General features: G+C 58.7%; 18 protein-coding genes. 5 read left to right on the forward strand and 13 right to left on the reverse strand.

Annotated features, from left to right (window positions below; all coding sequences use genetic code 11):
* Nucleotides 1–39: 39 nt before the first annotated feature.
* Both HNR46_RS11715 and HNR46_RS11720 read right to left on the reverse strand, forming a co-directional pair.
* Nucleotides 40–564, reverse strand: coding sequence for a hypothetical protein (locus tag HNR46_RS11715; protein ID WP_184018996.1), 525 nt, complete (start codon nucleotides 562–564; stop codon nucleotides 40–42).
* A 145-nt stretch (nucleotides 565–709) separates the two neighbouring features.
* Nucleotides 710–1,816 (reverse strand): MGDG synthase family glycosyltransferase, encoded by a 1,107-nt coding sequence (locus HNR46_RS11720; protein ID WP_184018998.1) that lies wholly within the window; start codon nucleotides 1,814–1,816, stop codon nucleotides 710–712.
* 74 nt (nucleotides 1,817–1,890) lie between these two features.
* Between HNR46_RS11720 and HNR46_RS11725 the strand changes: the two genes are divergently transcribed.
* The 3 genes from HNR46_RS11725 (at nucleotide 1,891) to HNR46_RS11735 (ending at nucleotide 6,011) form a co-directional block, all read left to right on the forward strand.
* On the forward strand, nucleotides 1,891–2,994 hold the full coding sequence (locus tag HNR46_RS11725) for a hypothetical protein (protein ID WP_184019000.1): 1,104 nt from the start codon (nucleotides 1,891–1,893) through the stop codon (nucleotides 2,992–2,994).
* Between the two features lie 5 nt (nucleotides 2,995–2,999).
* On the forward strand, nucleotides 3,000–5,183 hold the full coding sequence (locus HNR46_RS11730) for a sulfatase family protein (protein ID WP_184019002.1): 2,184 nt from the start codon (nucleotides 3,000–3,002) through the stop codon (nucleotides 5,181–5,183).
* A 114-nt stretch (nucleotides 5,184–5,297) separates the two neighbouring features.
* Nucleotides 5,298–6,011, forward strand: coding sequence for a hypothetical protein (locus tag HNR46_RS11735; protein WP_184019004.1), 714 nt, complete (start codon nucleotides 5,298–5,300; stop codon nucleotides 6,009–6,011).
* A 63-nt stretch (nucleotides 6,012–6,074) separates the two neighbouring features.
* Here HNR46_RS11735 and speA read toward each other — a convergent pair whose 3' ends face one another.
* From speA to HNR46_RS11770, 7 genes are all read right to left on the reverse strand, one after another.
* Nucleotides 6,075–8,030, reverse strand: a complete 1,956-nt coding sequence (gene speA, locus HNR46_RS11740) for a biosynthetic arginine decarboxylase (RefSeq protein WP_184019006.1) — start codon at nucleotides 8,028–8,030, stop codon at nucleotides 6,075–6,077.
* A gap of 181 nt (nucleotides 8,031–8,211) precedes the next feature.
* Nucleotides 8,212–8,913: a peroxiredoxin-like family protein gene (locus HNR46_RS11745; RefSeq protein WP_184019008.1), complete on the reverse strand. Its 702-nt coding sequence runs from the start codon at nucleotides 8,911–8,913 to the stop codon at nucleotides 8,212–8,214.
* A 66-nt stretch (nucleotides 8,914–8,979) separates the two neighbouring features.
* Nucleotides 8,980–10,956, reverse strand: a complete 1,977-nt coding sequence (locus tag HNR46_RS11750) for an ABC-F family ATP-binding cassette domain-containing protein (RefSeq protein ID WP_184019010.1) — start codon at nucleotides 10,954–10,956, stop codon at nucleotides 8,980–8,982.
* Between the two features lie 136 nt (nucleotides 10,957–11,092).
* Nucleotides 11,093–11,566, reverse strand: coding sequence for a hypothetical protein (locus HNR46_RS11755; protein ID WP_184019012.1), 474 nt, complete (start codon nucleotides 11,564–11,566; stop codon nucleotides 11,093–11,095).
* A 327-nt stretch (nucleotides 11,567–11,893) separates the two neighbouring features.
* A complete protein-coding gene (locus HNR46_RS11760; RefSeq protein WP_184019014.1) occupies nucleotides 11,894–12,436 on the reverse strand; it encodes a peptidylprolyl isomerase in 543 nt (180 codons plus the stop codon).
* Nucleotides 12,437–12,499: 63 nt separating this feature from the next.
* Nucleotides 12,500–13,282, reverse strand: a complete 783-nt coding sequence (locus HNR46_RS11765) for a thiazole synthase (protein WP_184019016.1) — start codon at nucleotides 13,280–13,282, stop codon at nucleotides 12,500–12,502.
* A 122-nt stretch (nucleotides 13,283–13,404) separates the two neighbouring features.
* Nucleotides 13,405–14,394, reverse strand: a complete 990-nt coding sequence (locus HNR46_RS11770) for a malate dehydrogenase (protein WP_184019018.1) — start codon at nucleotides 14,392–14,394, stop codon at nucleotides 13,405–13,407.
* Nucleotides 14,395–14,656: 262 nt separating this feature from the next.
* Here HNR46_RS11770 and HNR46_RS11775 point away from each other — a divergent pair, with 262 nt between their 5' ends.
* Nucleotides 14,657–14,929, forward strand: a complete 273-nt coding sequence (locus HNR46_RS11775) for an FtsB family cell division protein (protein ID WP_184019020.1) — start codon at nucleotides 14,657–14,659, stop codon at nucleotides 14,927–14,929.
* Nucleotides 14,929–15,462 carry a hypoxanthine phosphoribosyltransferase gene (gene hpt / locus HNR46_RS11780; RefSeq protein ID WP_184019022.1) on the forward strand — a complete coding sequence of 178 codons (534 nt, stop codon included), beginning with the start codon at nucleotides 14,929–14,931 and terminating at the stop codon, nucleotides 15,460–15,462. The genes HNR46_RS11775 and hpt overlap by 1 nt, the downstream gene beginning before the upstream one ends.
* Nucleotides 15,463–15,477: 15 nt before the next feature.
* On the opposite strand, the gene HNR46_RS11785 is transcribed toward hpt, so the two are convergent.
* From HNR46_RS11785 to HNR46_RS11800, 4 genes are read right to left on the reverse strand one after another with little or no spacing between them, the layout of a single operon-like run.
* Nucleotides 15,478–16,197, reverse strand: coding sequence for a hypothetical protein (locus tag HNR46_RS11785; protein ID WP_184019024.1), 720 nt, complete (start codon nucleotides 16,195–16,197; stop codon nucleotides 15,478–15,480).
* The gene (locus HNR46_RS11790) at nucleotides 16,194–16,925 is read right to left on the reverse strand and encodes a hypothetical protein (RefSeq protein ID WP_184019026.1); all 732 of its coding nucleotides are present in this window, start codon (nucleotides 16,923–16,925) and stop codon (nucleotides 16,194–16,196) included. Before HNR46_RS11790 ends, HNR46_RS11785 begins: the two co-directional genes overlap by 4 nt.
* Nucleotides 16,922–17,623, reverse strand: a complete 702-nt coding sequence (locus HNR46_RS11795; protein ID WP_184019028.1) for a hypothetical protein — start codon at nucleotides 17,621–17,623, stop codon at nucleotides 16,922–16,924. The genes HNR46_RS11790 and HNR46_RS11795 overlap by 4 nt, the downstream gene beginning before the upstream one ends.
* Nucleotides 17,624–17,653: 30 nt before the next feature.
* The gene (locus HNR46_RS11800) at nucleotides 17,654–18,541 is read right to left on the reverse strand and encodes a sugar phosphate isomerase/epimerase family protein (protein ID WP_184019030.1); all 888 of its coding nucleotides are present in this window, start codon (nucleotides 18,539–18,541) and stop codon (nucleotides 17,654–17,656) included.
* Nucleotides 18,542–18,648 lie beyond the last annotated feature (107 nt).

Here is an 18,648-nt window from a genome sequence, read left to right on the forward strand (position 1 = left end):
CTCAACGCCGACCCGGGGACCCGCAAGCCTCACGGTAAGCTAATCCTGAAGACGATTGGCGGCGTCGCGGTTAGGAATCGCGCGGGGAATCCCGGCGGCAAATTTTTTGACGGCCTTGGCAACGGGGCGCATGGCCCAAATCGTCAGCTCAATGCGGTCGGCGGAATCCCGTATCCACTCGAGCATCAGATCGCTGCTGATGCCGTCGCATTCGATGGGAAACATCGCCTTCTGGTGAGTTCCGGGTTTGTGAAGATCGATGCGCTCGAGGAGCGACTGGACCTGATCGTCACCCAATCCGCGATCGATGGTTTCGCGAATGCGCTCGATGAGGAAGGGGAGGTATTCCGTGTGGGTCCTCACGGTGACCTTGCGGCGCTGGATGAAGCCGTGGCGGAGTTCGTCGAGAAGCTCCTCGCTGGTGAGGCTGTCCGGATGTTCCGCCTCGCGCAGTTGTCGCTCGGCACGGTGTTTGAGGAGGAAATAGAGGCCCAAACCCAGCCCCCAAAAGCCGAGAACGGCGAGGAAGGGGTAAAGGAACAGGGAGGAAAGGGCCAAAATCACAGGTGCACCATGGTAGTCCTTCCACCGGAAATGGAAAGAAGTTGGCCGAAAAAAGCGTGGCCTCAAGAGTCCAGTCGTTCAGCGGGAGTCTCTTGCCCCGATCGGACGGATCGAAAGGCCGCTAGAAAAGGGACGATCTCGCCCCTCAAGTGATGGGTAGACGGTCGAGGACGAAGCGGGCTGCGGCGAGGGCGCCGTCGTGACGTCCGTGATTTTCGAGGGCTTGCTTCATGTCGCGCCATGCGGCGGCATCGTTTTCTAGCAGGCGAGTGAGTTGGCTGCGGATGGCTTCGGGGCCGGGTGCGTAGTCCCCGCCGCCGATGCGTCGGAGGAGCTCCAAATTACCCTCTTCCTGACCGGGGACGAGGTGGTGGACGAGCATCGGGCAGCAGGCAGCGATGGACTCGTGGACGGTGGCGCCTCCGGCCTTGCCGATGACCAAATGATGGGAGCTGAGAAGCTGAGGCACCCGGCGGGTCCATCCCTTAAGCATGACGCGGCCGGGAAAGCGGGATTGGATTTCGTGCGCCTTGCGATAGAGCAGGCGGACATTTTTTCCGAGAATGAGGGTGATGCGGGTCCGAGGGGAGGCGTGAAGGACGGCTTTAGCGATGCGGCGGACGTGGGGAACCTTCGAGGTGGTGAAGTAGATGACGTCAAAGGGATCGCAGGGGTCTTCCACCGGGCGACGAGGAAGCCGGGAGAAGGAGGGATGCACGGGAAAACCGGTTTCGACGATTTTTTGAGCGGGGATGCCAGCCTGCACCATGGAGGCACGAGTATCGGAATCCGTGACGAGCCAGGCATCGGCCGGGCCCTGAGTCCAAGCTGGATTGACCTCGATGGAGTCGGTGACCACGGTGTAGGCGGGAATTCGCTTTCCACGGGCCTTGAAGATGCGGTCGAGAAAATAGGGATAGAGAGGATAGGTGCTGACGATGGCGTCAGGCGCAAAGTCTCGGATGAGGTCTTCGACGAGGTTTTCCGGGCGGCGCATGAGCGGCATGCGCTGTTTGGAGAAATCGACATCACCGGTATGTTTGTAGAGGACTTCCCAAAGTTTCGGCGAGTAAGTGGTGACCAAACGATATCCCTTGGAAAGTGCTCGCGTCGTGACAGGGGCACCGAGCATGCAAGGGTCTTCGACGCGGGAAACCGCGCCAAGCTCTTCCAGCGCAAGGGCAAGGTGCTTGGCTGCGCTGTTGTGACCTTCGCCGAAAGCGGCAGTGAGAATGAGGATTCGAGGCGACATGGGGAGCCGGCGCAGGGATTTAGAGGTGCGAGGGGTATTGCGTCGAATCGCAAATGCAGGTTTGTTTGCGCCGGATGTCAGACCGAAAACCGCATCGAGATGTCGAGCTGAGACTCGTCGAGGAAGATTCCGAGGAATCGGAAGAAGTGCTTCGTTTGGAGGGCAATAAGGCGGTGAAGGTGGATTCGGCACCGATGCCGAAATTGTCACCGAAGGTGACCCGGCTGGAGCGGGAAGGAGAGGGTGCGGCGCGACGCGAGAAGGAGCCGGATGTTTCGGTGCTCCTTGAAGATGGCCGGGTGGAAATGGATCCAGAGGCAGAGTGGAAAGAGGCGGAGGGCCGGAAATCGGCTGTGCCGCACGGGTGGTTCGTCGCGATCTTCATTTTGCTGGCGACCGCGATCGGCGTCTCGGTGTTTTTCCTACGTCGTCCTGCGGGTGAGCAGGAAACGGAAATTGCTCGCCATGCGGCGATGGAAAAGATCGCTGAGGACAAAGAGGCGGATAAGGAAGCGGCAGCATTTGTGGCAAAGATTCGCCAGTTGGTGACGGATTTTGTGGCGGCGGATTCGGCAGATGATTGGTTGCCGTTGATTCGGGAGCCGGAGCGGGTCGCCCCATTGGTGCACGATTGGGTCTCGCGATATCCCATCCAAACCCCGCCGATGAGTTTCTTTGGCGGGGTGTCCCCGGTGATGCAAAGGGGGAAACATGTGTTCTGGAGGGTGGAATACATTGATCAACAGGAAGTCACGAGGACCTTATTGGTGGATGCGGATCCCGATGGGCAGGTGAAAGTCGATTGGGAAACCTTCGTGTGTTACCAGCCGATGGAGTGGGAGGATTTCATCGAAAAGCGCCCTGAGAATGACGGAATGGACTTCCGCATCTATCTGGAACCGGATTTGGGGAATCTCTATGCCTTTGAATTCCAGAATGAAGAGGAGTGGTCAGGGTATCTGCTGACGACCCGCGACTCCTCCGATTATTTGATTGGCTACGTGAAGCGCGGGGAGCCGCTGGATCAATTTTTCCGTCAAATGATCGTGGCCAATCAGGGCATGAAGGTGGCCCTGGTGCTGAGGTTGCGGGTTCCGGAGAACGCGGGATCGATCCGTGGGGTCTATATTGACCGATTGGTCAGTGACAATTGGGTGATCTCGACCGATCCCTCCTGAGGCACATGGAGAACGAAAATTGTAGGGAGAGGGTGAGCGACCGGCGGGCAGGCTGGGCGGTGGCCTTGGGCATCGGGCTGTTTCTCGTCATCCAGTATGGCATCGCACTGTTCCGGTTGAGTTCGAATACGGGCAGCATGGACAGCAAGTTCAGTAAGCTGGCGGTGTCGGAATATCTGTCGTTTCTGATCGCACAGAATCTTCGGGTGGGGGTCGCCTATCTGCTATTGGGCGTGGCGGCATGGTTGTTGTTGTTTCCGTTGATGAGACGGTTTGCCCGTGGACGAGCCCCCTTGGTGAAGACCGCGGCACTGACCCTCGTGGCGGTTTGGGCCATCCATGGTTACTTCATGTTTCGGCTGATTTGGTCGCGTCCGTATTTCATGGGGGAGGGTCATTTCGGGGGGGGATATGAGCGTTGGCTGCAGCTTCCTCCGGAATCCTGGCGGCCCGTGATCCACGGCTTGGTTTTTGTCGCTTTGCCTTGGGTGGGAGTGGTTCTGGCAGCGATTTCCTGGGCGCGCAGGGTGGCGTGGGTACGCCGCTGGGGTGTGGGATTGATTTTGGTCGCGGCGGTGGGGTCAGGGGTGATGCATTTGGGTCGCGCATGGCGAGTTTCGGCAGCCCCGATGGCGGGAGGAAATCGCGCTCCGAATGTGTTGATCATTGGTTCGGACTCATTGCGTGGCGATAAGTTGGGGTTTGCCGGATATCGGCCTCAACGATCGGACGGTCTTGCCGCGCAGGGAGTCTCTCCTCACATCGACCAGTGGGCATCCGACGCCTATCAGTTTCTCCAATGCCGGACGCCGATGGGTTCCACGTTGGAGTCGAACATCTCGACGATGACCTCGTCGTATCCACACACGCACGGCATTCGCCAAATGTTCCCCCCGCGGGAGGAAGTGGAGGCGATGCAGCAATCGACGATTCCCGTGGCAGAAGTGCTTGAGGCTCGCGGCTATCAGACATTCGCCATCGGGGATTGGTGTGCCGGATTTTTCGATGTGGCTCCCCTGGGCTTCGACGATATCCGGGTCTCAAGTTTCGACAATTTTCGGATCTACATGACGCAGGCTGTGATGATGGCTCACTTTGTGGTGCCTCTCTACTTTGACAACGAACTGGGTTATCAACTGTTTCCTCAGATCCAATCGTTTGCCTCATTTGTGACTCCTGAGGTGGTGACAGGTCGTGTGGAAAAGCTGCTACGGCAGCAGTCGGCGTCTGACCGGCCGTTCTTCATGAACGTGTTTTTCTCCTGCAATCACCTTCCTTATCGGTCGGCGGAGCCGTACTGCAGCATGTTTGCGGATCCAAACTACGAGGGACCGAACAAATCAGGGGTCGATTTCGACATTGATGAGTTCATTGGCGGAACCGATCTCGAACAGAAATGGAAAGCTTTGCCGGAGAAGGAAGCACGGCAGATTCGAGCGCTCTATGATGGATGCACTCGGCAGTTCGATGATTGTTTTGGACGCATTTTGAAAGCTCTCGCGGAGAATGGGTTGGAGAACGATACGATCGTGGTGCTTTCCGCGGACCATGGGGATGATCTCTATGAGCCAAAGGTGACTCTGGGCCATGGGCTGACCTTTGCTGGGGGAGATCAGGGGTTTCACATCCCTTTGGTGATTCGCGTTCCTGGAACTTCCGGAGGCCGTTTCACGGAGCAAGTGAGGACACTGGATATTGCTCCGACCTTGGCTGATTTCGCTGGCGCAGAAAAACCCGAGCGGTGGGAAGGACAGAGTTTGATGCCTTGGATTCGCGGGACGGGCACCCCTCAGGACCGACCCTATTTCGGAGAAACCCAGTTTCCTTTCATTCAATTCCACGTCGCCGGGATCGAGCGGCCGCTCTTGCCACCGATGGACGAGCTCACCACGATCGATCCGTCCTTCAATCATCAGTTTGTGATGAAAGCGGAGTACCGCCAGCCAGTGGTGGATGCGAAGCAGCGTTGCCTGCGCACGGGACAATGGAAGTTGGTGATGACTCCGACTCGCAGCGGTGGGCGGCACTATCAGCTCTTTCACACGGCCGAAGATCCGGATGCGATGGTGGATCTAGCGGCGCAGAGGCCTGAAGTTTTAGCCCCGATGAAAGCGGCGATGGATCGGTGGATGGATGCTCACGAGGAAACCGCCGTGGACGAAATTTTTCCTGCTGGCGAACCGAACTGATGGAAGTGAGGGTCTTGCCTTCTAGCAGAAAATGGGGCCGAGCGTAGAATCCGACTGACGGGAGAGGTCTCGGCGTGGCAGGATGGGGATGTGGAAAGACGCTCTTTGCCATTCGTGCCGAAGACCTGGGATTTGCCGGTTTCGATTCGTCGCCGCTTGGGAGATGAGGCGGGGCGTCAGCGGTGGATGGACGAGGATGGGCATCTGTTGCTGATTCTTCATGAAGTTCCGCAGCCGGAAGATGATGAATTGCGTCGACCGTTTCTTTTGTGGTCCTTGCCGGACGGAACGTGGAAGAGTCATCCCGGCCCCGGTGGCCTGGCGGCCTTGGAAGAGCACCTCAAGAGCTACGCCACGGCCATCCATGCCGTGGACACCGATGGGGAAGCCGCGCAAGAGCCGCAGGAGTATTTTGCGGTGATGAGGCGGGCACAGCCTTTGCTGCGGGCCACCAGAAACCTGCTGACGGTGATGGAAGGGGCCCGGAAAGCACGGTCCGATGAGCGCCGACTGATTGTTTTGCGTGACCGGGCGATCGATTTGGAGCGTGCGATCGATCTCGCCACCGGGGATGCGAAGGCGGGGATGGACTTTTCGCTGGCGATGAGTGGGGAGCGTCAAGCGTGCGCGGCCCATGCTGCTGGGATGGAAGCGCGCCGGTTGAATCGGCTGGTGGCGTTCTTTTTCCCGCTGGCCACTTTGGTGGCGATCTTCGGCATGAACCCGCCCCGAGAGGTCATGGTGATGCCAGGGTTCTGGCAGGTGATCGTCGGTGGGGCGGTGGCCGGAGTGGTGGTGTTTTCCCTGAGCTTGGCGAAGGGGAAGTGATCGACGGCTTCAAGGGAGAATTCGCTGCGACCTCGTCGATCGCAGCGGTGGGGCACCTTCGATTTAGCTCTCGAAGTAGGTGTAGCCGTTGAGGTTGGTGCGGAATAAATCCATGACCTCCCGGCGTTCCTTGGGGCTGATGCGACCTTGGGTGACGGCTTTCTCGGCAAAGCCGCGGAAGCGGGTGACGAGTTCCTTGGGGTCGTATTCGACGTAGGAAAGAACGTCTGCGACGGTGTCACCTTCCACTTCGTGAGTGTAGACAGGTTTGCCTTCTTCGAGGTGAACACCGACGACGTTGGTGTCGCCAAGGAGGTTGTGGAGATCCCCCAGAGTTTCTTGATAGGCACCCACGAGAAAGACCCCGACGTAGTAGGGTTCATCGGGCTTGAGGGCGTGGAGGGGCAGGACCTTGGCGACATCCTCGCGGTCGATGAAGCGATCGATTTTGCCGTCACAATCGCAGGTGATGTCGGCAAGTACCGCGCGCTGGCGCGGGCGCTCTTCGAGGCGATGAATGGGCATGACGGGGAAGAGCTGTTTGATCGCCCATGAATCGGGAAGCGATTGGAACAAACTGAAATTCCCGTAGTAGAAGTCGACGAGGCTGTCAGAGAGTTCGCGGAGATCCTCAGGAATCACGTCGAGTTCCTGGAGGAGCTTGGAAATGCGCGTCATGATGTGCCAGAACCAAGCCTCGGCGAGGCCGCGTTCCCGCAAGGTGGCGGCGCCGTAGAAGAACTGGGCGCGGACTTGATCCCGATAGTAGACGGCGTCGTTGAAGCACTCCTGGAGATTGCGTTTGGAGAGGTCTTTGTTGACGTGAATGAGGTTCAGTAGGTTTTGCGGCGCGTTCTCGGGAACAGGAGGAGCTTCCTCAGTGGTTTGGACGGTCGAGACGTCGAGGATGTTGAAGACGAGCACGGAGTAGTAGGCCACAATGGCGCGGCCGGACTCGGAAATCAGGTTGGGGTGGGTGACTCCGGCTTTGTCGCAAACCTGCATGATGGTTTCGATCACGTCGGTGCAGTATTCGAGGACCGAGTAGTTGCAGGAGGATTGGAAGTTGGTGTGAGAGCCATCGTAGTCGATGGCCATGCCGCCGCCCATGTCGAGGACTCCCATGGGAGCGCCTTCTTTGACGAGATCGCAGTACATGCGGGTGACCTCGGTGGCCCCCTCACGAATGGCCGCGATGTTGGGGATTTGGCTCCCTTGGTGGTAGTGGAGCATTTTCAGACAGCCGAGGTAGCCGGTCTCCTTGAGTCGATCGACGACGGCGATGACTTGGCTGGCGGAAAGTCCGAAGACGGATTTGTCGCCGGCGCTTTCCTGCCAGTGACCGGAGCCACGGGTGGAAAGACGGACGCGAACTCCGAGGTTCGGCAGAACTCCGAGTTTGCGGGAGCGCTCGAGAACCAGCTCAAGTTCGGTCGGCATCTCCAGGACGAGCATGACCTTGAGGCCCATTTTTTGGGCGTGCAGGGCGAGGTCGATGAATTCCTCATCCTTGTAGCCGTTGCAGACGATGTAGGCCTCGGTGTCGTGCATGTGCGACAGCGCGGCAATGAGTTCGGGCTTGGAGCCGGCCTCGAGGCCGTAGTGGTATTTTTTCCCGAATTCGGAGATTTCCTCGATGACCTGGCGTTGTTGGTTGACCTTGATGGGATAGACGCCGCGGTATTCTCCGTGATATCCGGTGGTCTTGATGGCCTCGCGGAAGGATTCGTTGAGTTCGGCGATGCGAGAATGGAGGAGGTCTCGGAATCGCAGGAGGACAGGCAGGTCGGTGCCTCGGTCACGGAGGCCTTCCACAATTTCGTGGAGGGAGATGTCCTTCTTCTTTGAACCGCCTTCGTCTTCGGGAAGGCGGACAGTGACGTGTCCGTGTTTATTGACTCCGAAGAAGCCATGGCCCCACGCTTCGACTCCATAGAGGTCGGAGGACTGCTCGGGGGACCAAGAGTTTTGAGACTTTTTCGGCTTGGCAGCCGTGGTGCGGGAAGGCGGCGGAACCATGGCCGGGAAGAAAAGGGATTTTCCGGGAATTGAAAGGGAAATGCCCGGGAGAGGGAGAAGTTTTGCGCGAGGGCAACTGGGAGGGGGCGCTGCGGATCTGACCGAGCCAGGGGCACGGCTTATCCTGATGCCGGAGGTGGGGGGAGGTGAGGGGGGGCGCACGTGGGGTGCGCGGAGCGAATCACTCGGCGGGTTTTTTCAAGAAAGCCACGATGTCAGCGGGTTCCGCGCGCTTGCGGTAATCGGCATCGAGGAAAGCCCACTGGATTTTGCCATCCTGGCCGATGATGTAGGTGGCGGCGAGTGGAAGGGTGGCATGGCCGGCTTCGGCGCCATTGAATTCGGTGAGGTCGAAGAACTTTTGGTAGAGTTCGCGAACGGTGGGAGTGAGTTCAAAGGCGATCCCGTAGGTTTTGGCGACCTGATGATTGAGGTCGGTGAGAACTTGGAACTCGAGGTGGTTTTTTTCCGCGGTGCTAAGGGATTTGTCCGGAAGTTCGGGAGTGAGTGCGATGAGTTGCGCCCCGGCACGGCGAATTTCAGGAAGTTTCTCCTGCAGGGCCGCTAGCGCGATGTTGCAGTAGGGGCACCATCCGCCGCGGTACCATGTCAGGACCACGGGACCCTGGGTAAGTTCTTTGGATAGTTGGACTTCTTGGCCGAGAGCGTTTTTTAGAGTGAAATCCGGGGCGGTGTCCCCGACTTGAAGAGCACGGTCGAGAATTCCGGATGCGGCGACGGCTTCGATGCCTTTGGCAAACTCGCGGCGGACGGCGGGATCTCCCTGCTTGTCGGCTTCGGCCGATCGAGCCTCAAGTTTTTCAGCGAGGGTTTCGGCGTGAACGGAACCGAGGAGGAGCAGGGAGGCGAGAAACAAGCGCATGGCGATACGAGGTCCGCGTGACCCAGGCATTCCCAAAAGTATCGAGAAGCGATGGGGGACCGGTCTTTAGGCTTCCAGCTCGGCTTGGACTTTTTCGATTTGGTCGGAAAGTTCCCCCCAGCGGGAGTAGGCCATTTCGAGTTTGTCGGTGAGTTGTTGCACGGCGTTGGCCGTTTGCCGAAGCTTGTCGGGATCTGCTGCCACGTCGTCGCTGGAAAGCGCCTGGGTCAAAGTGGCCTGAGCTCCTTCGAGTTCTGCGATCCGAGTTTCGAGTTGTTCCAATTCGGACTCAAGGGGTTTGAGCAGTTTGGCTTTTTTCTGCCGGAGCTCGGCTTCCTGTTTGCGCTGCTCTTTGCGATTGCCGGAAGGAGCTGAGGCACTCACCGAAGATGCCAAGGCAGGCTTGGTGGAGGGACCTGTCGACGCTGTGGATTCTTCAGCGGTTTTTTCCAGATAGTAGGAGATATTCCCGGCGAAGGGACGGGGAGAGTGACCTGGCCGGAATTCAAGGGTCTTGGAAACCAAGGGATCGAGGAACGATCGGTTGTGGGAGACGATGATGACGGTCCCTTCGTAGTCGCGGAGGGCGTTTTGGAGGACTTCCTGACTTTGAACGTCAAGGTGGTTGGTCGGTTCGTCGAGGATCAGGAAGTTTGCTGGCTGGACGAGCATGCGAACAAGGGCCACGCGGGAGCGTTCGCCACCAGAGAGAACGCCGACTTTTTTGAAGACTTCATCGCCGCGAAAAAGGAAGCAGCCGAGGAGGTTGCGCGCTTGGCCTTCCATTTCGCGGGAGGTGGCTTCCTCGATGGTTTCGAGGACGGTTTTCTCGGGGTCCAGAGTGTCAGCGTGGGTCTGAGAGAAGAAGGAAGTCGCGACCTTTCCGCCGAATTCGTGGCTGCCGGAGATGGGCTCCTCCTGGCCGGTGATCATGCGGCAAAAGGTGGATTTGCCGGCTCCATTTGGGCCGACAATCGCAAGTTTTTCGCCACGGTTGATTTCAAAATCAAAGTTCTCGAAGACGGTCAATGGACCATAGCGTTGCGTGGCGGCGGAGAGACGAGCGACGAGGTGAGCAGAGGGCTTCGGTTGCGGGAAACGGAAGCTCATCACGGCATCATCGTCCTCGGGCGCGGGAATGAGTTCGATCTTTTCGAGCAGTTTGATGCGAGACTGGACGAGGGAAGCCTTGTTGGCGGAGGCGCGGAAGCGGTCGATGAAGCGTTTGGTTTCGGCGATTTCCCGCTGCTGGGCTTCGTAGCGTTTGCGGTGGACTTCCTTGCGGTGGACCGACTCCCGGAGAAAGTAGGAGAAGTTCCCAGAGTATTCTTCAGCACGCCCGTGGTGGAAGGCGATGGTGCGGGTGCAGAGGGCGTCGAGGAGGGAAAGATCGTGGGAAATGATCAGGATCGCACCGGGATAGGCGTGAAGATATTGTTCGACCCAACGCTGGCTTTCGATGTCGAGGTGGTTGGTGGGTTCGTCGAGGAGGAGGATGTCCGGCTCGGAAAGGAACAGCTTGGCCATGGCGATGCGCATCTGCCAGCCCCCGGAGAATTCGCCGCAATCGCGGGTGAAGTCCTCGCGTTTGAAGCCGAGGCCTTGAAGGACGGATTCGGCGCGGGGTTTGAGCCGGGCAGGATCGGCCGCTTCAAGGCGAAGTTCGAGGTCTCCGATTTCCTCCAGAAGCTCCGCATAGGGCGAGGACCGAGGATCCAACTTGGGAAGCTCCGCTGCGAGCCGGTCGATCTTTTCCTGGAGGCTAAGGGCTTCGCCAAAAGCGGACATGGTTTCATCCCACAAGCTACAGCCGTGGACGTGGATGCCCTCCTGAGGGAGATACCCGATTTGAAAGCCTTTGGGGTGGGCGATTTTTCCTGAGGTCGCTTCGATGACTCCAGCGACGCACTTCATCAGGGTCGACTTCCCTGCGCCATTGTGGCCGGCGAAGGCGATTCGCTCCTTCGGTTGAACGGTGAAGGAGAGGTCTTCGAAGAGGATGCGTGGACCGAATTCGACGCGGAGGTTCTGGATGGAAAGCATGCGGCGGGCGCAGCATGCACGTCCGGCTGCGGAGGTCCACTGTGGACTGGAGGAGGGAGAGGACCGGCCGGATGCCCGGGGCAAGGCTGTGCGAAAAAAGCCCGTTCACCCGGCCGGTACCTCGAGAAGGATGCGATCAGCGGAGTTGCGCGGTTTCCGTGCCGTCCAGAGGAGCCTGGAGGGCGACGATGACTGGCGTTTCCGGCGCTACGGCTACGATGGCCCGCGTTTGGCGGGTAAAGTAGTCGAGCCGCCGCGGATCCAAGGGTGCGGATCCATCTGCTTGCTGGAGCGTGATGCGCTCGGCTCGGATCCAATCGCGATTGCGGCGGAGGAAGTCTTTCCAAGACATCAGGCGGCCCAAGGGGCGATCGACGATGTGAGTCTGGAGGGCTTCCGGGAAAAACAAGAAAGCGCCCTGCGGAACCATGGTCCAGTTGGTGCCATCGTGAAGGATGACGGAATCTCCGGGGGATTCGGATTCCTTCTTCACGCTTCCATCGCCAAGGGCGGTGGCCGAGACGGGGGAGCTCGGAGTTTCGGGGGTGGGTCGAGCGGCGGTGAGGCCGCAGACCATGACCCATCCAAAGAGGATCAGGGCTGCTTTCATCGGGGGACGGGGGGACGGGGGTGTCTTTTTTTGGGGGGTGGGGTTTGGGGGATGTGGGGGAAATCCGGCCGGGAAATGCCGGGATGGGGGGAAGTTCCAACGGGGGAGTCGGAACACGTCTGGAGCCTTGGGTCGATCTGATAGGGAATCAACCTCAGTTTCCCTGACTACGCGATCGCGTGGGAAGCGATTGGGATGAAAATGTCCGGATGAGTCAATTATCCGGGATTTTGGTCATCAAAAAAGCCCTGAATTCTGAGAAGAATTCAGGGCCTAAGAAGGTTCGAGACTTTCAGAAGAAGTTAAACAAACTTCCAAACCTGAGGGTTATTTTTTTAAAATCGAGTCCCAATGTTCGATATGATCTTTCTGTGATTCGAAGAGATCGGTGGTGTCATCAAGGATCGTGATTGAGCGGATGGCGTCTCCCTTGCCGTCGGCTTTGCAACCCGGCTCGCCCGTGTTGACCTTCCCGATGATGTTGGCGACGACGTCCTGGCCCTCGGTCACCTCACCGAAGACGGAGTGGCGATTGTCCAGGAAAGGGGTGGGGACGAGGGTGATGAAGAACTGCGAACCATTGGTGCCAGGCCCGGCGTTCGCCATGGAGAAGATCCCCGGCTTGTTGTGGCGGAGCTCGGGGTGAAATTCATCGGCAAATTTGTAGCCTGGGCCCCCGCGGCCGGTGCCGGTGGGGTCACCTCCTTGGATCATGAACCGATCGATGACCCGGTGGAAAGCAACGCCATCGTAGTAGCCATTTTTGGCCAGGTTGAGGAAGTTGGCGACCGTCAGAGGGGCCTTGTCGGCAAACATCGTGGCTTGGATGTCACCTTTGTCAGTGTGCAGCGTGATGCGAATATCAGACATGGCCGGAAGCTTCGTGTGGGCCGGGTCTGCGGGCCAGCGAAAAGCGAGGCACCCGAAGTCGCTTCACGAATGAAGAAACGCATCGATGGGGCTGGTGGCACTGGCGGTGTCCAGGATATCGGGCAGGCCGATTTCGAAGGCTTCTCGACCGGCTTCGACCGCTGCTCGAAAAGCGCGAGCCATGCGCACGGGATCAGGGGCGATGGCAATGGCGGTGTTGACGAGGACAGCATCGGCACCGAGTTCCATTGCCTCGGCCGCGTGACTGGGGGCACCGATGCCGGCGTCGACAACGACGGGGACGGTGGCTTGGTCAATGATGATGCGGAGTTGGTCTCGAGTGGCGAGCCCACGGTTCGATCCGATGGGCGCTCCGAGGGGCATCACCGTAGCGGTTCCCACTTCCTGAAGACGTTTGGCGAGGACCGGATCGGCATTGATATATGGCAGAACGGTGAACCCTTCTTTGACGAGGGTTTCCGCGGCTTTGAGGGTTTCGATGGGATCGGGAAGGAGGTAGGTCGGATCCGGGTGAATCTCGAGTTTGACCCATTTCGGCAGACCCGCGGCCGCCGCGAGGCGAGCGAGGCGGACCGCTTCCTCGGCATTCATCGCGCCGCTGGTGTTGGGAAGTAGCAGGTACTTTTCGGAGTCGATGAAATCGAGGATGTTGGCGAAAGGATCATGGCTGCCCGAGAGGTCTGCCCGCCGTAGGGCGACGGTGACGATTGAGGTCCCTGAGGCAGCGAGGGCGTCGCGCATGGATTCGTTCGACGAAAATTTCCCGGTTCCGAGAAAGAGGCGTGAGTCGAAGGTGCGATCAGCGATGGTGAGAAGTGCGGGCACGGCGGGAGGTTGGCGTATCCGGTGGATCACGTCCAACCCGGATCGATGGTTTCCAGGCAAGAAAAGGCCCGACTCTACGGAGAGAGCCGGGCTAGTGACTTTTCGCGGAAAGAGAGAAGGGGTCAGCCAGGGATCAGGTCCTTGACGGCTTCTCGTTCTTCTTTGAGTTCGGCGATGGTGGCATCGATTTTTGCTTGGCTGAAGGCATCGATTTCGAGGCCTTCGACCACTTCCCACGAGCCATCCGCCTTGGTGCGAATGGGCATGGAAGCGATCAATCCCGGTTCAATGCCATATTCGCCCTTCGAGCACACGGCGACGCTGTGCCAATCCCCTTCAGCGGTGGGTTGGCTGAGGGCCATGACCGTATCGAGAGCGGCATTGGCGGCGGATGCCGCTGAGGAAGCGCCGCGGGCCTTGATGATGGCGGCACCACGTTGCTGCACGGTGGTGATGAATTCTCCTTCCAGCCAGGCGCGATCGGAAATCACCTCAGTGACCGGTTTGCCGTCGATCTTGGCGTGGACGAAATCTGGATACTGAGTGGCCGAGTGGTTGCCCCAAATGCAAAGGTTGCTGACCTGGGAAGAATGGACTCCAGCTTTTGCCGCGAGCTGTGACTTGGCGCGATTTTCATCGAGCCGGGTCATGGCGAAGAAGCGTTCGTTCGGAATGCCCTCAGCATTGGCCATGGCGATGAGGGCGTTGGTGTTGCACGGATTGCCGACGACGAGAGTGCGGACATCCGAGGCTGCGTTGGCGGCGATGGCCTGACCTTGGCCGGTGAAAATCTTGCCGTTGATGCCGAGTAGGTCACCGCGCTCCATGCCGGCTTTCCGGGGAACGGAGCCGACCAGAAGTGCCCAATTGGCTCCGCGAAAGCCTTCGGCCAGATCCGAGGTCGGAACGATCTCGCGAAGCAGTGGGAACGCGCAATCGTCGAGCTCCATCACCACCCCTTGCAGGGCGGGAAGCGCCGGTTCGATTTCAATGAGGCGCAGGTTGACGGGTTGATCGGGTCCGAAAACCGAGCCGGAAGCGATGCGGAAAAGAAGAGCGTAACCAATTTGACCGGCGGCGCCGGTGATCGAGACGGTAATGGGATCCTTCATAGGTTCAGTGGATGGATGCGCTTTTTCGAAGTCGCAATAAAGGAATTAGGTGCAGCTCGGAGGTGGGTCAACGATGGACGACCGACAAGGGAAGGGGTGCGTGGAGCTTGATCGGATGTGCGCATTCCTCCACGGAAAGAGGGAAAGTTGTTTCCGTTTTAGTTGGGATTTGTTAATCACCCCCCCGTCGTTGCCGAAGAAATCTCCAGCTCCCCGGGCCAAGATCAGCCGTTTGCGTGCGCAAACGAAGGCGATCCGTGGGATGAACGGGGTGATTTTGTGTCTTTTGGGCATTTCCATTGGGGCTCTCACGGTGGCTTCTGCGTGGCCGCAGCGCCGCAAGCTTGACGAGAAAGAGCTGGAGCTGGCGCAGATTCTCGAACAGGAGCGAAAGGTGATTGCCGAAAAAGAGGATCATCAGGCTGCCCTTGACGCGATGCGGGACGATCAGGAATACCTTGAGCTTCACGCGGTGGACCGCCTCAATTTGTACCGCCCGGGTACGACGGTTTACCGCATCGAACGCCAACGCTAATGGAACAGGATGTCGAACGGGTGCTGATCGCTGAGGACGTGATCGACAAGCGACTGGACGTGCTCGCGAAGCGGATCGAATCGGACTTTCCCGGTGAGGTGATTCAGGTGGTTGTTTTGCTGAAAGGGGCCCTGGTGTTTGCGGCCGATTTGACGAGGCGAATTCCGCGGATGCTGGAGATCGAGTGCATCAATGTGGCGAGTTACCACGGAGGAATGGAGAGTTCCGGTCAGGTGAACTTCCTCGATCACAAGCTCCCGGAGGTGAAAGGCCGCCAGGTGCTGGTGCTGGACGACATTCTCGATACTGGGCTCACTTTGAGAGCCGTAGTCGACCGCTTGAAATTGGAAGGTGCCGCGCAGGTGAAAACCGCCGTGTTGCTGGCCAAGGACAAAGAACGCAACGCCGAGGTGGAGGCGGACTATGTGGGGTTCGTCATCGGCGATGAATTCGTCATTGGCTACGGACTCGACTATCAGGGTCGATACCGGAATTTGCCCTATGTCGGCACCCTGAGTCCGGACGCGATCTGATCCGCCCCGCGCGGCTCAGGGAGTCGAAGCAGTGGGGACCCGATCGAGAAGTCCTTCGATATCTTCCGCGGAGATGGGTGCCATGTGGAGGTCCGCGAACACAACGCCTCCCCTTTGATCCTCATCCGGCGGCAAGATGAGCAGTGGGAATGTGTCGCTCTGACTCAACGGCTGACCGGCTGCGGGATACAGCACACCCTTTTGGCGTGTCCACGACAGTGCCCGGGTGTCGAAGGCATCCATGTCTTCCGAAAGGAAGATGGATTCCAAAGATTCGGGATACCGGCTGGCATCACCCACCGAGTCCTCCAAGACAAGTGCCAGCATCTTGAGGTGACCGAGATGGGAGGGACGATGAGTCTGGGTCCAGGATCCATCCATCGGCGTTCGAACCATGAGTAAGATCCCAGGAATGAGGAACGAAGCCCCAAAGAGCACACTCGTCCCCGCAACGACGGCAAGCGAGGTGCGGAATCTCCAGCCGGGGAGGCGAAAGGCACGGCGGGCGAGGTGGTGGAGGATCCCGATGGTCGCCAAGCTGGCCACTCCCCACGCGACGAGAATCTCGGGATCGATCGACATCGAGGAAAGGTTTCTCCTCAAAAACCCCATCCAACCCCAAAGGAGATGCTTGAGAAAGGAGAGGGTTGCGGGAAGCCCTCGACCGGTAAGGAACAGGACGAGAACGAAAAGGAACGCTCCGAGCGCCCATCGGGAGAAGCTTGAACTCTTCATGGCGGGAGGAGGGCGTCGAGCTTTTGAGGAGAAACGAATTGGTGGGAACCATCCGCGAAGATGATCAGCGGAGCGTTTCCTTCCACTTCGGTAGCGACGAGGATGGGCGTCGAGGACGGGAGAGTGGTGATGTCGGCCCCGGGTTGGAGCAGGATGAACGGCTCCATGTGACGGCTCGACTGGGATGGAGGGTAGCGGACCAGATGGACGGCCGCAGGATCCGCGGCGACGATGTCCTCAATGGTGCGAGGATGCCTACCTTTGGCTGCGGATTCCATGAGCCAATGATGGAGATGAATCCCCCGATTGAGGGCCATGACTCTTGCTAAGCGGAAGGAGTGAACGATCATGCGATTCCTGCCCAGCCAGACGCTTTCGTGGACGATGCCGATCATGGAGGTGGCGGCTGCCATGGCAGCGAGAAGAAGTCCGGTCGCGCGGAGAGTGGTGGAGAATGGCTGGATCCACGTGGTCATTCGGCGAAGAAATCCGTGGAGCAGGAGCACGGCGGCAGCAGTCGCGAAGAGAGAGAAAGCAAGAGTGAGTGGATCCCACGAGAGGTGGGGTAAATTGACGATCGGGTGGCGGATCCAACCAGTGCCGAGATGCCAGATGATGAGGAAGATCCAAACCACCGGACCGGATCCAAAGAGGAGCATCCACCCGAACAAGGAGAGGCTGACCACGAGTCCCCATCGAAAGCGACGGCGCGGACGCTCCGGACTCATGGCTTTTCTTGCTGGCTGAGGGCCGAATCAAGACGGCCTTCCGACCAGTCTTCGATCGAGCCGTCGTTGAGAAGCACATAGCGCCGGGGACCTGCGGATGTGGGCTCATAGGCAACAATGTCACGGCCAGTGCCGATTTTCTGCGGACGCGAGTAGCCCAAGTAGTGGCCATCGTGGAGCCGCCACAGGGCGCGTGGGACTTCCCCGGAAAAGGGGCTCAAGGGCGCCTCGCCCTGATGGTCCTCGGCATACTCCCAAATTTGATCGCGTAGGGTCTCGAAGCGGCTGCGACGCAGCTCTTTGCTTTCCATTTTCCCCTCGTTCTGGCGAAGGCGGTAGCCGATGCCCTGTTTTTCCCATGCGCCGGGGGTGAGCAGCTCTCGAGCCCCGGAGATCATCGTAAGGATCACGTAGAGGAACAGCCCTGAGAGTAGCAACAGGGCGAGCGCATTTCGGTAGCTGAGCCTCGGTAACCGGGGATGGCTTCTGGATAGTGAATTCCACAAGCCTTTCACCGCCAATCCCAGAACGAGATAGGCGAAGAGAAAAAACGAAAGGACATCGAGTCGGGCGCGAGCGGCATCGGTCAGCGTGATCACCGTCATGCCGGCATGAGCGGGCAAAGTGAGCAGGATCGCTCCCATCAGCCCGTAGGCAACTCCATGAGGAACTCTTCGAGGATAGGAGTGAAGTGACATGACGGGAATGTCATCACTCTCGATCGTTCGTTAGATGTCGGCAAGCAACTCTTGGAATTGTCGGCCGTAGTTGACATAAGATTGATAGCATTGCTGCCAATCAACGGCAGACGGATCGGGCGCATGGAACACGGTGGCGACATGGGGTTCGATGGCGATCCAGCCTTGGTAGCCACGGGCTTTGGCATCCGCGAGAATTTCACGGAGTTTCGCCTGTCCCTCTCCCGGCATGGTATAGACGGGTTCGACGTCGGGAGAGCTTGGGTTGAGGCAATCTTTGATATGGATGTGGGCGACGTGATCGCGCACCTTTTCCCAGAATTCGAAGGGATCCTGCCAGGGGAAGGAACCATCGGCCCTCGGCTTGGAACGATCGAGCTGAAAGACGGGATTACCGGTGTCGAAGACCAGCTTCATGCCGGGGACTTCATCGACGAGGCGAAGGGTATGTTCCGCGGAAAAACCTCCCCAGTTCATGCAGTTTTCGTGGATGGGGGTGAGGCCGGCATCGGCGAAGCGGGAAACGATTTCGCGCAGTCGACGAAAGCGCTCTTGTTCGTGTTGATCGGTCCCCCAGGGTTCCTGAGCATAGGACATGATCCGGACGAGGGAAGTTCTGAGGCGCTGCATGCGTGGAATGCAGCGCTGGATCTCGGCCAGGGTGACGTCGAAATCGGAGTCGATTTTTTTGCCCCAGTTGGCAATCAAGGATCCAAATTCAGGGACTTCAATCTCGGCCTCATCCAAGCGGTCGGCGACTTGATCGAAGGTGTCTTGTGGCAATTCGTGAAGGTTGGCATTTCCGACCATTCGGGCGGAGAGGGCCGTCCAACCCAATTCGCGTGTCGCTTGAATCTGGGTCTCGAGATCCCGAGATGCTTCGTCGGCGAAGCCAGTCAGTTTGAAATGGGGCGTCATGATCGAGAGAAGGGTGATGGAGTGGGTATCGTCTCGCAGGGTGCGGAGGATGCAGCGGTAGGGTGAGCTCGGAATGGCGCAATCGAGGGTCCGGCCTTGGTGAAATG

This window comes from Haloferula luteola (assembly GCF_014201715.1).
GTDB classification, from domain to species: Bacteria; Verrucomicrobiota; Verrucomicrobiia; order Verrucomicrobiales; family Akkermansiaceae; genus Haloferula; species Haloferula luteola.

Bases quoted from the DNA above. Each gene is read 5' to 3' on its own strand.
- HNR46_RS11755 (WP_184019012.1), bottom strand. From the start codon at position 11,566: ATGAAAGCAGCCCTGATCCTCTTTGGATGGGTCATGGTCTGCGGCCTC.
- HNR46_RS11795 (WP_184019028.1), bottom strand. From the start codon at position 17,623: ATGTCACTTCACTCCTATCCTCGAAGAGTTCCTCATGGAGTTGCCTAC.
- HNR46_RS11800 (WP_184019030.1), bottom strand. From the start codon at position 18,541: ATGACGCCCCATTTCAAACTGACTGGCTTCGCCGACGAAGCATCTCGG.
- HNR46_RS11730 (WP_184019002.1), top strand. From the start codon at position 3,000: ATGGAGAACGAAAATTGTAGGGAGAGGGTGAGCGACCGGCGGGCAGGC.
- hpt (WP_184019022.1), top strand. From the start codon at position 14,929: ATGGAACAGGATGTCGAACGGGTGCTGATCGCTGAGGACGTGATCGAC.
- HNR46_RS11725 (WP_184019000.1), top strand. From the start codon at position 1,891: ATGTCAGACCGAAAACCGCATCGAGATGTCGAGCTGAGACTCGTCGAG.
- HNR46_RS11745 (WP_184019008.1), bottom strand. From the start codon at position 8,913: ATGCGCTTGTTTCTCGCCTCCCTGCTCCTCCTCGGTTCCGTTCACGCC.
- HNR46_RS11785 (WP_184019024.1), bottom strand. From the start codon at position 16,197: ATGAAGAGTTCAAGCTTCTCCCGATGGGCGCTCGGAGCGTTCCTTTTC.
- HNR46_RS11720 (WP_184018998.1), bottom strand. From the start codon at position 1,816: ATGTCGCCTCGAATCCTCATTCTCACTGCCGCTTTCGGCGAAGGTCAC.
- HNR46_RS11790 (WP_184019026.1), bottom strand. From the start codon at position 16,925: ATGAGTCCGGAGCGTCCGCGCCGTCGCTTTCGATGGGGACTCGTGGTC.
- speA (WP_184019006.1), bottom strand. From the start codon at position 8,030: ATGGTTCCGCCGCCTTCCCGCACCACGGCTGCCAAGCCGAAAAAGTCT.
- HNR46_RS11770 (WP_184019018.1), bottom strand. From the start codon at position 14,394: ATGAAGGATCCCATTACCGTCTCGATCACCGGCGCCGCCGGTCAAATT.
- HNR46_RS11775 (WP_184019020.1), top strand. From the start codon at position 14,657: ATGAACGGGGTGATTTTGTGTCTTTTGGGCATTTCCATTGGGGCTCTC.
- HNR46_RS11750 (WP_184019010.1), bottom strand. From the start codon at position 10,956: ATGCTTTCCATCCAGAACCTCCGCGTCGAATTCGGTCCACGCATCCTC.
- HNR46_RS11760 (WP_184019014.1), bottom strand. From the start codon at position 12,436: ATGTCTGATATTCGCATCACGCTGCACACTGACAAAGGTGACATCCAA.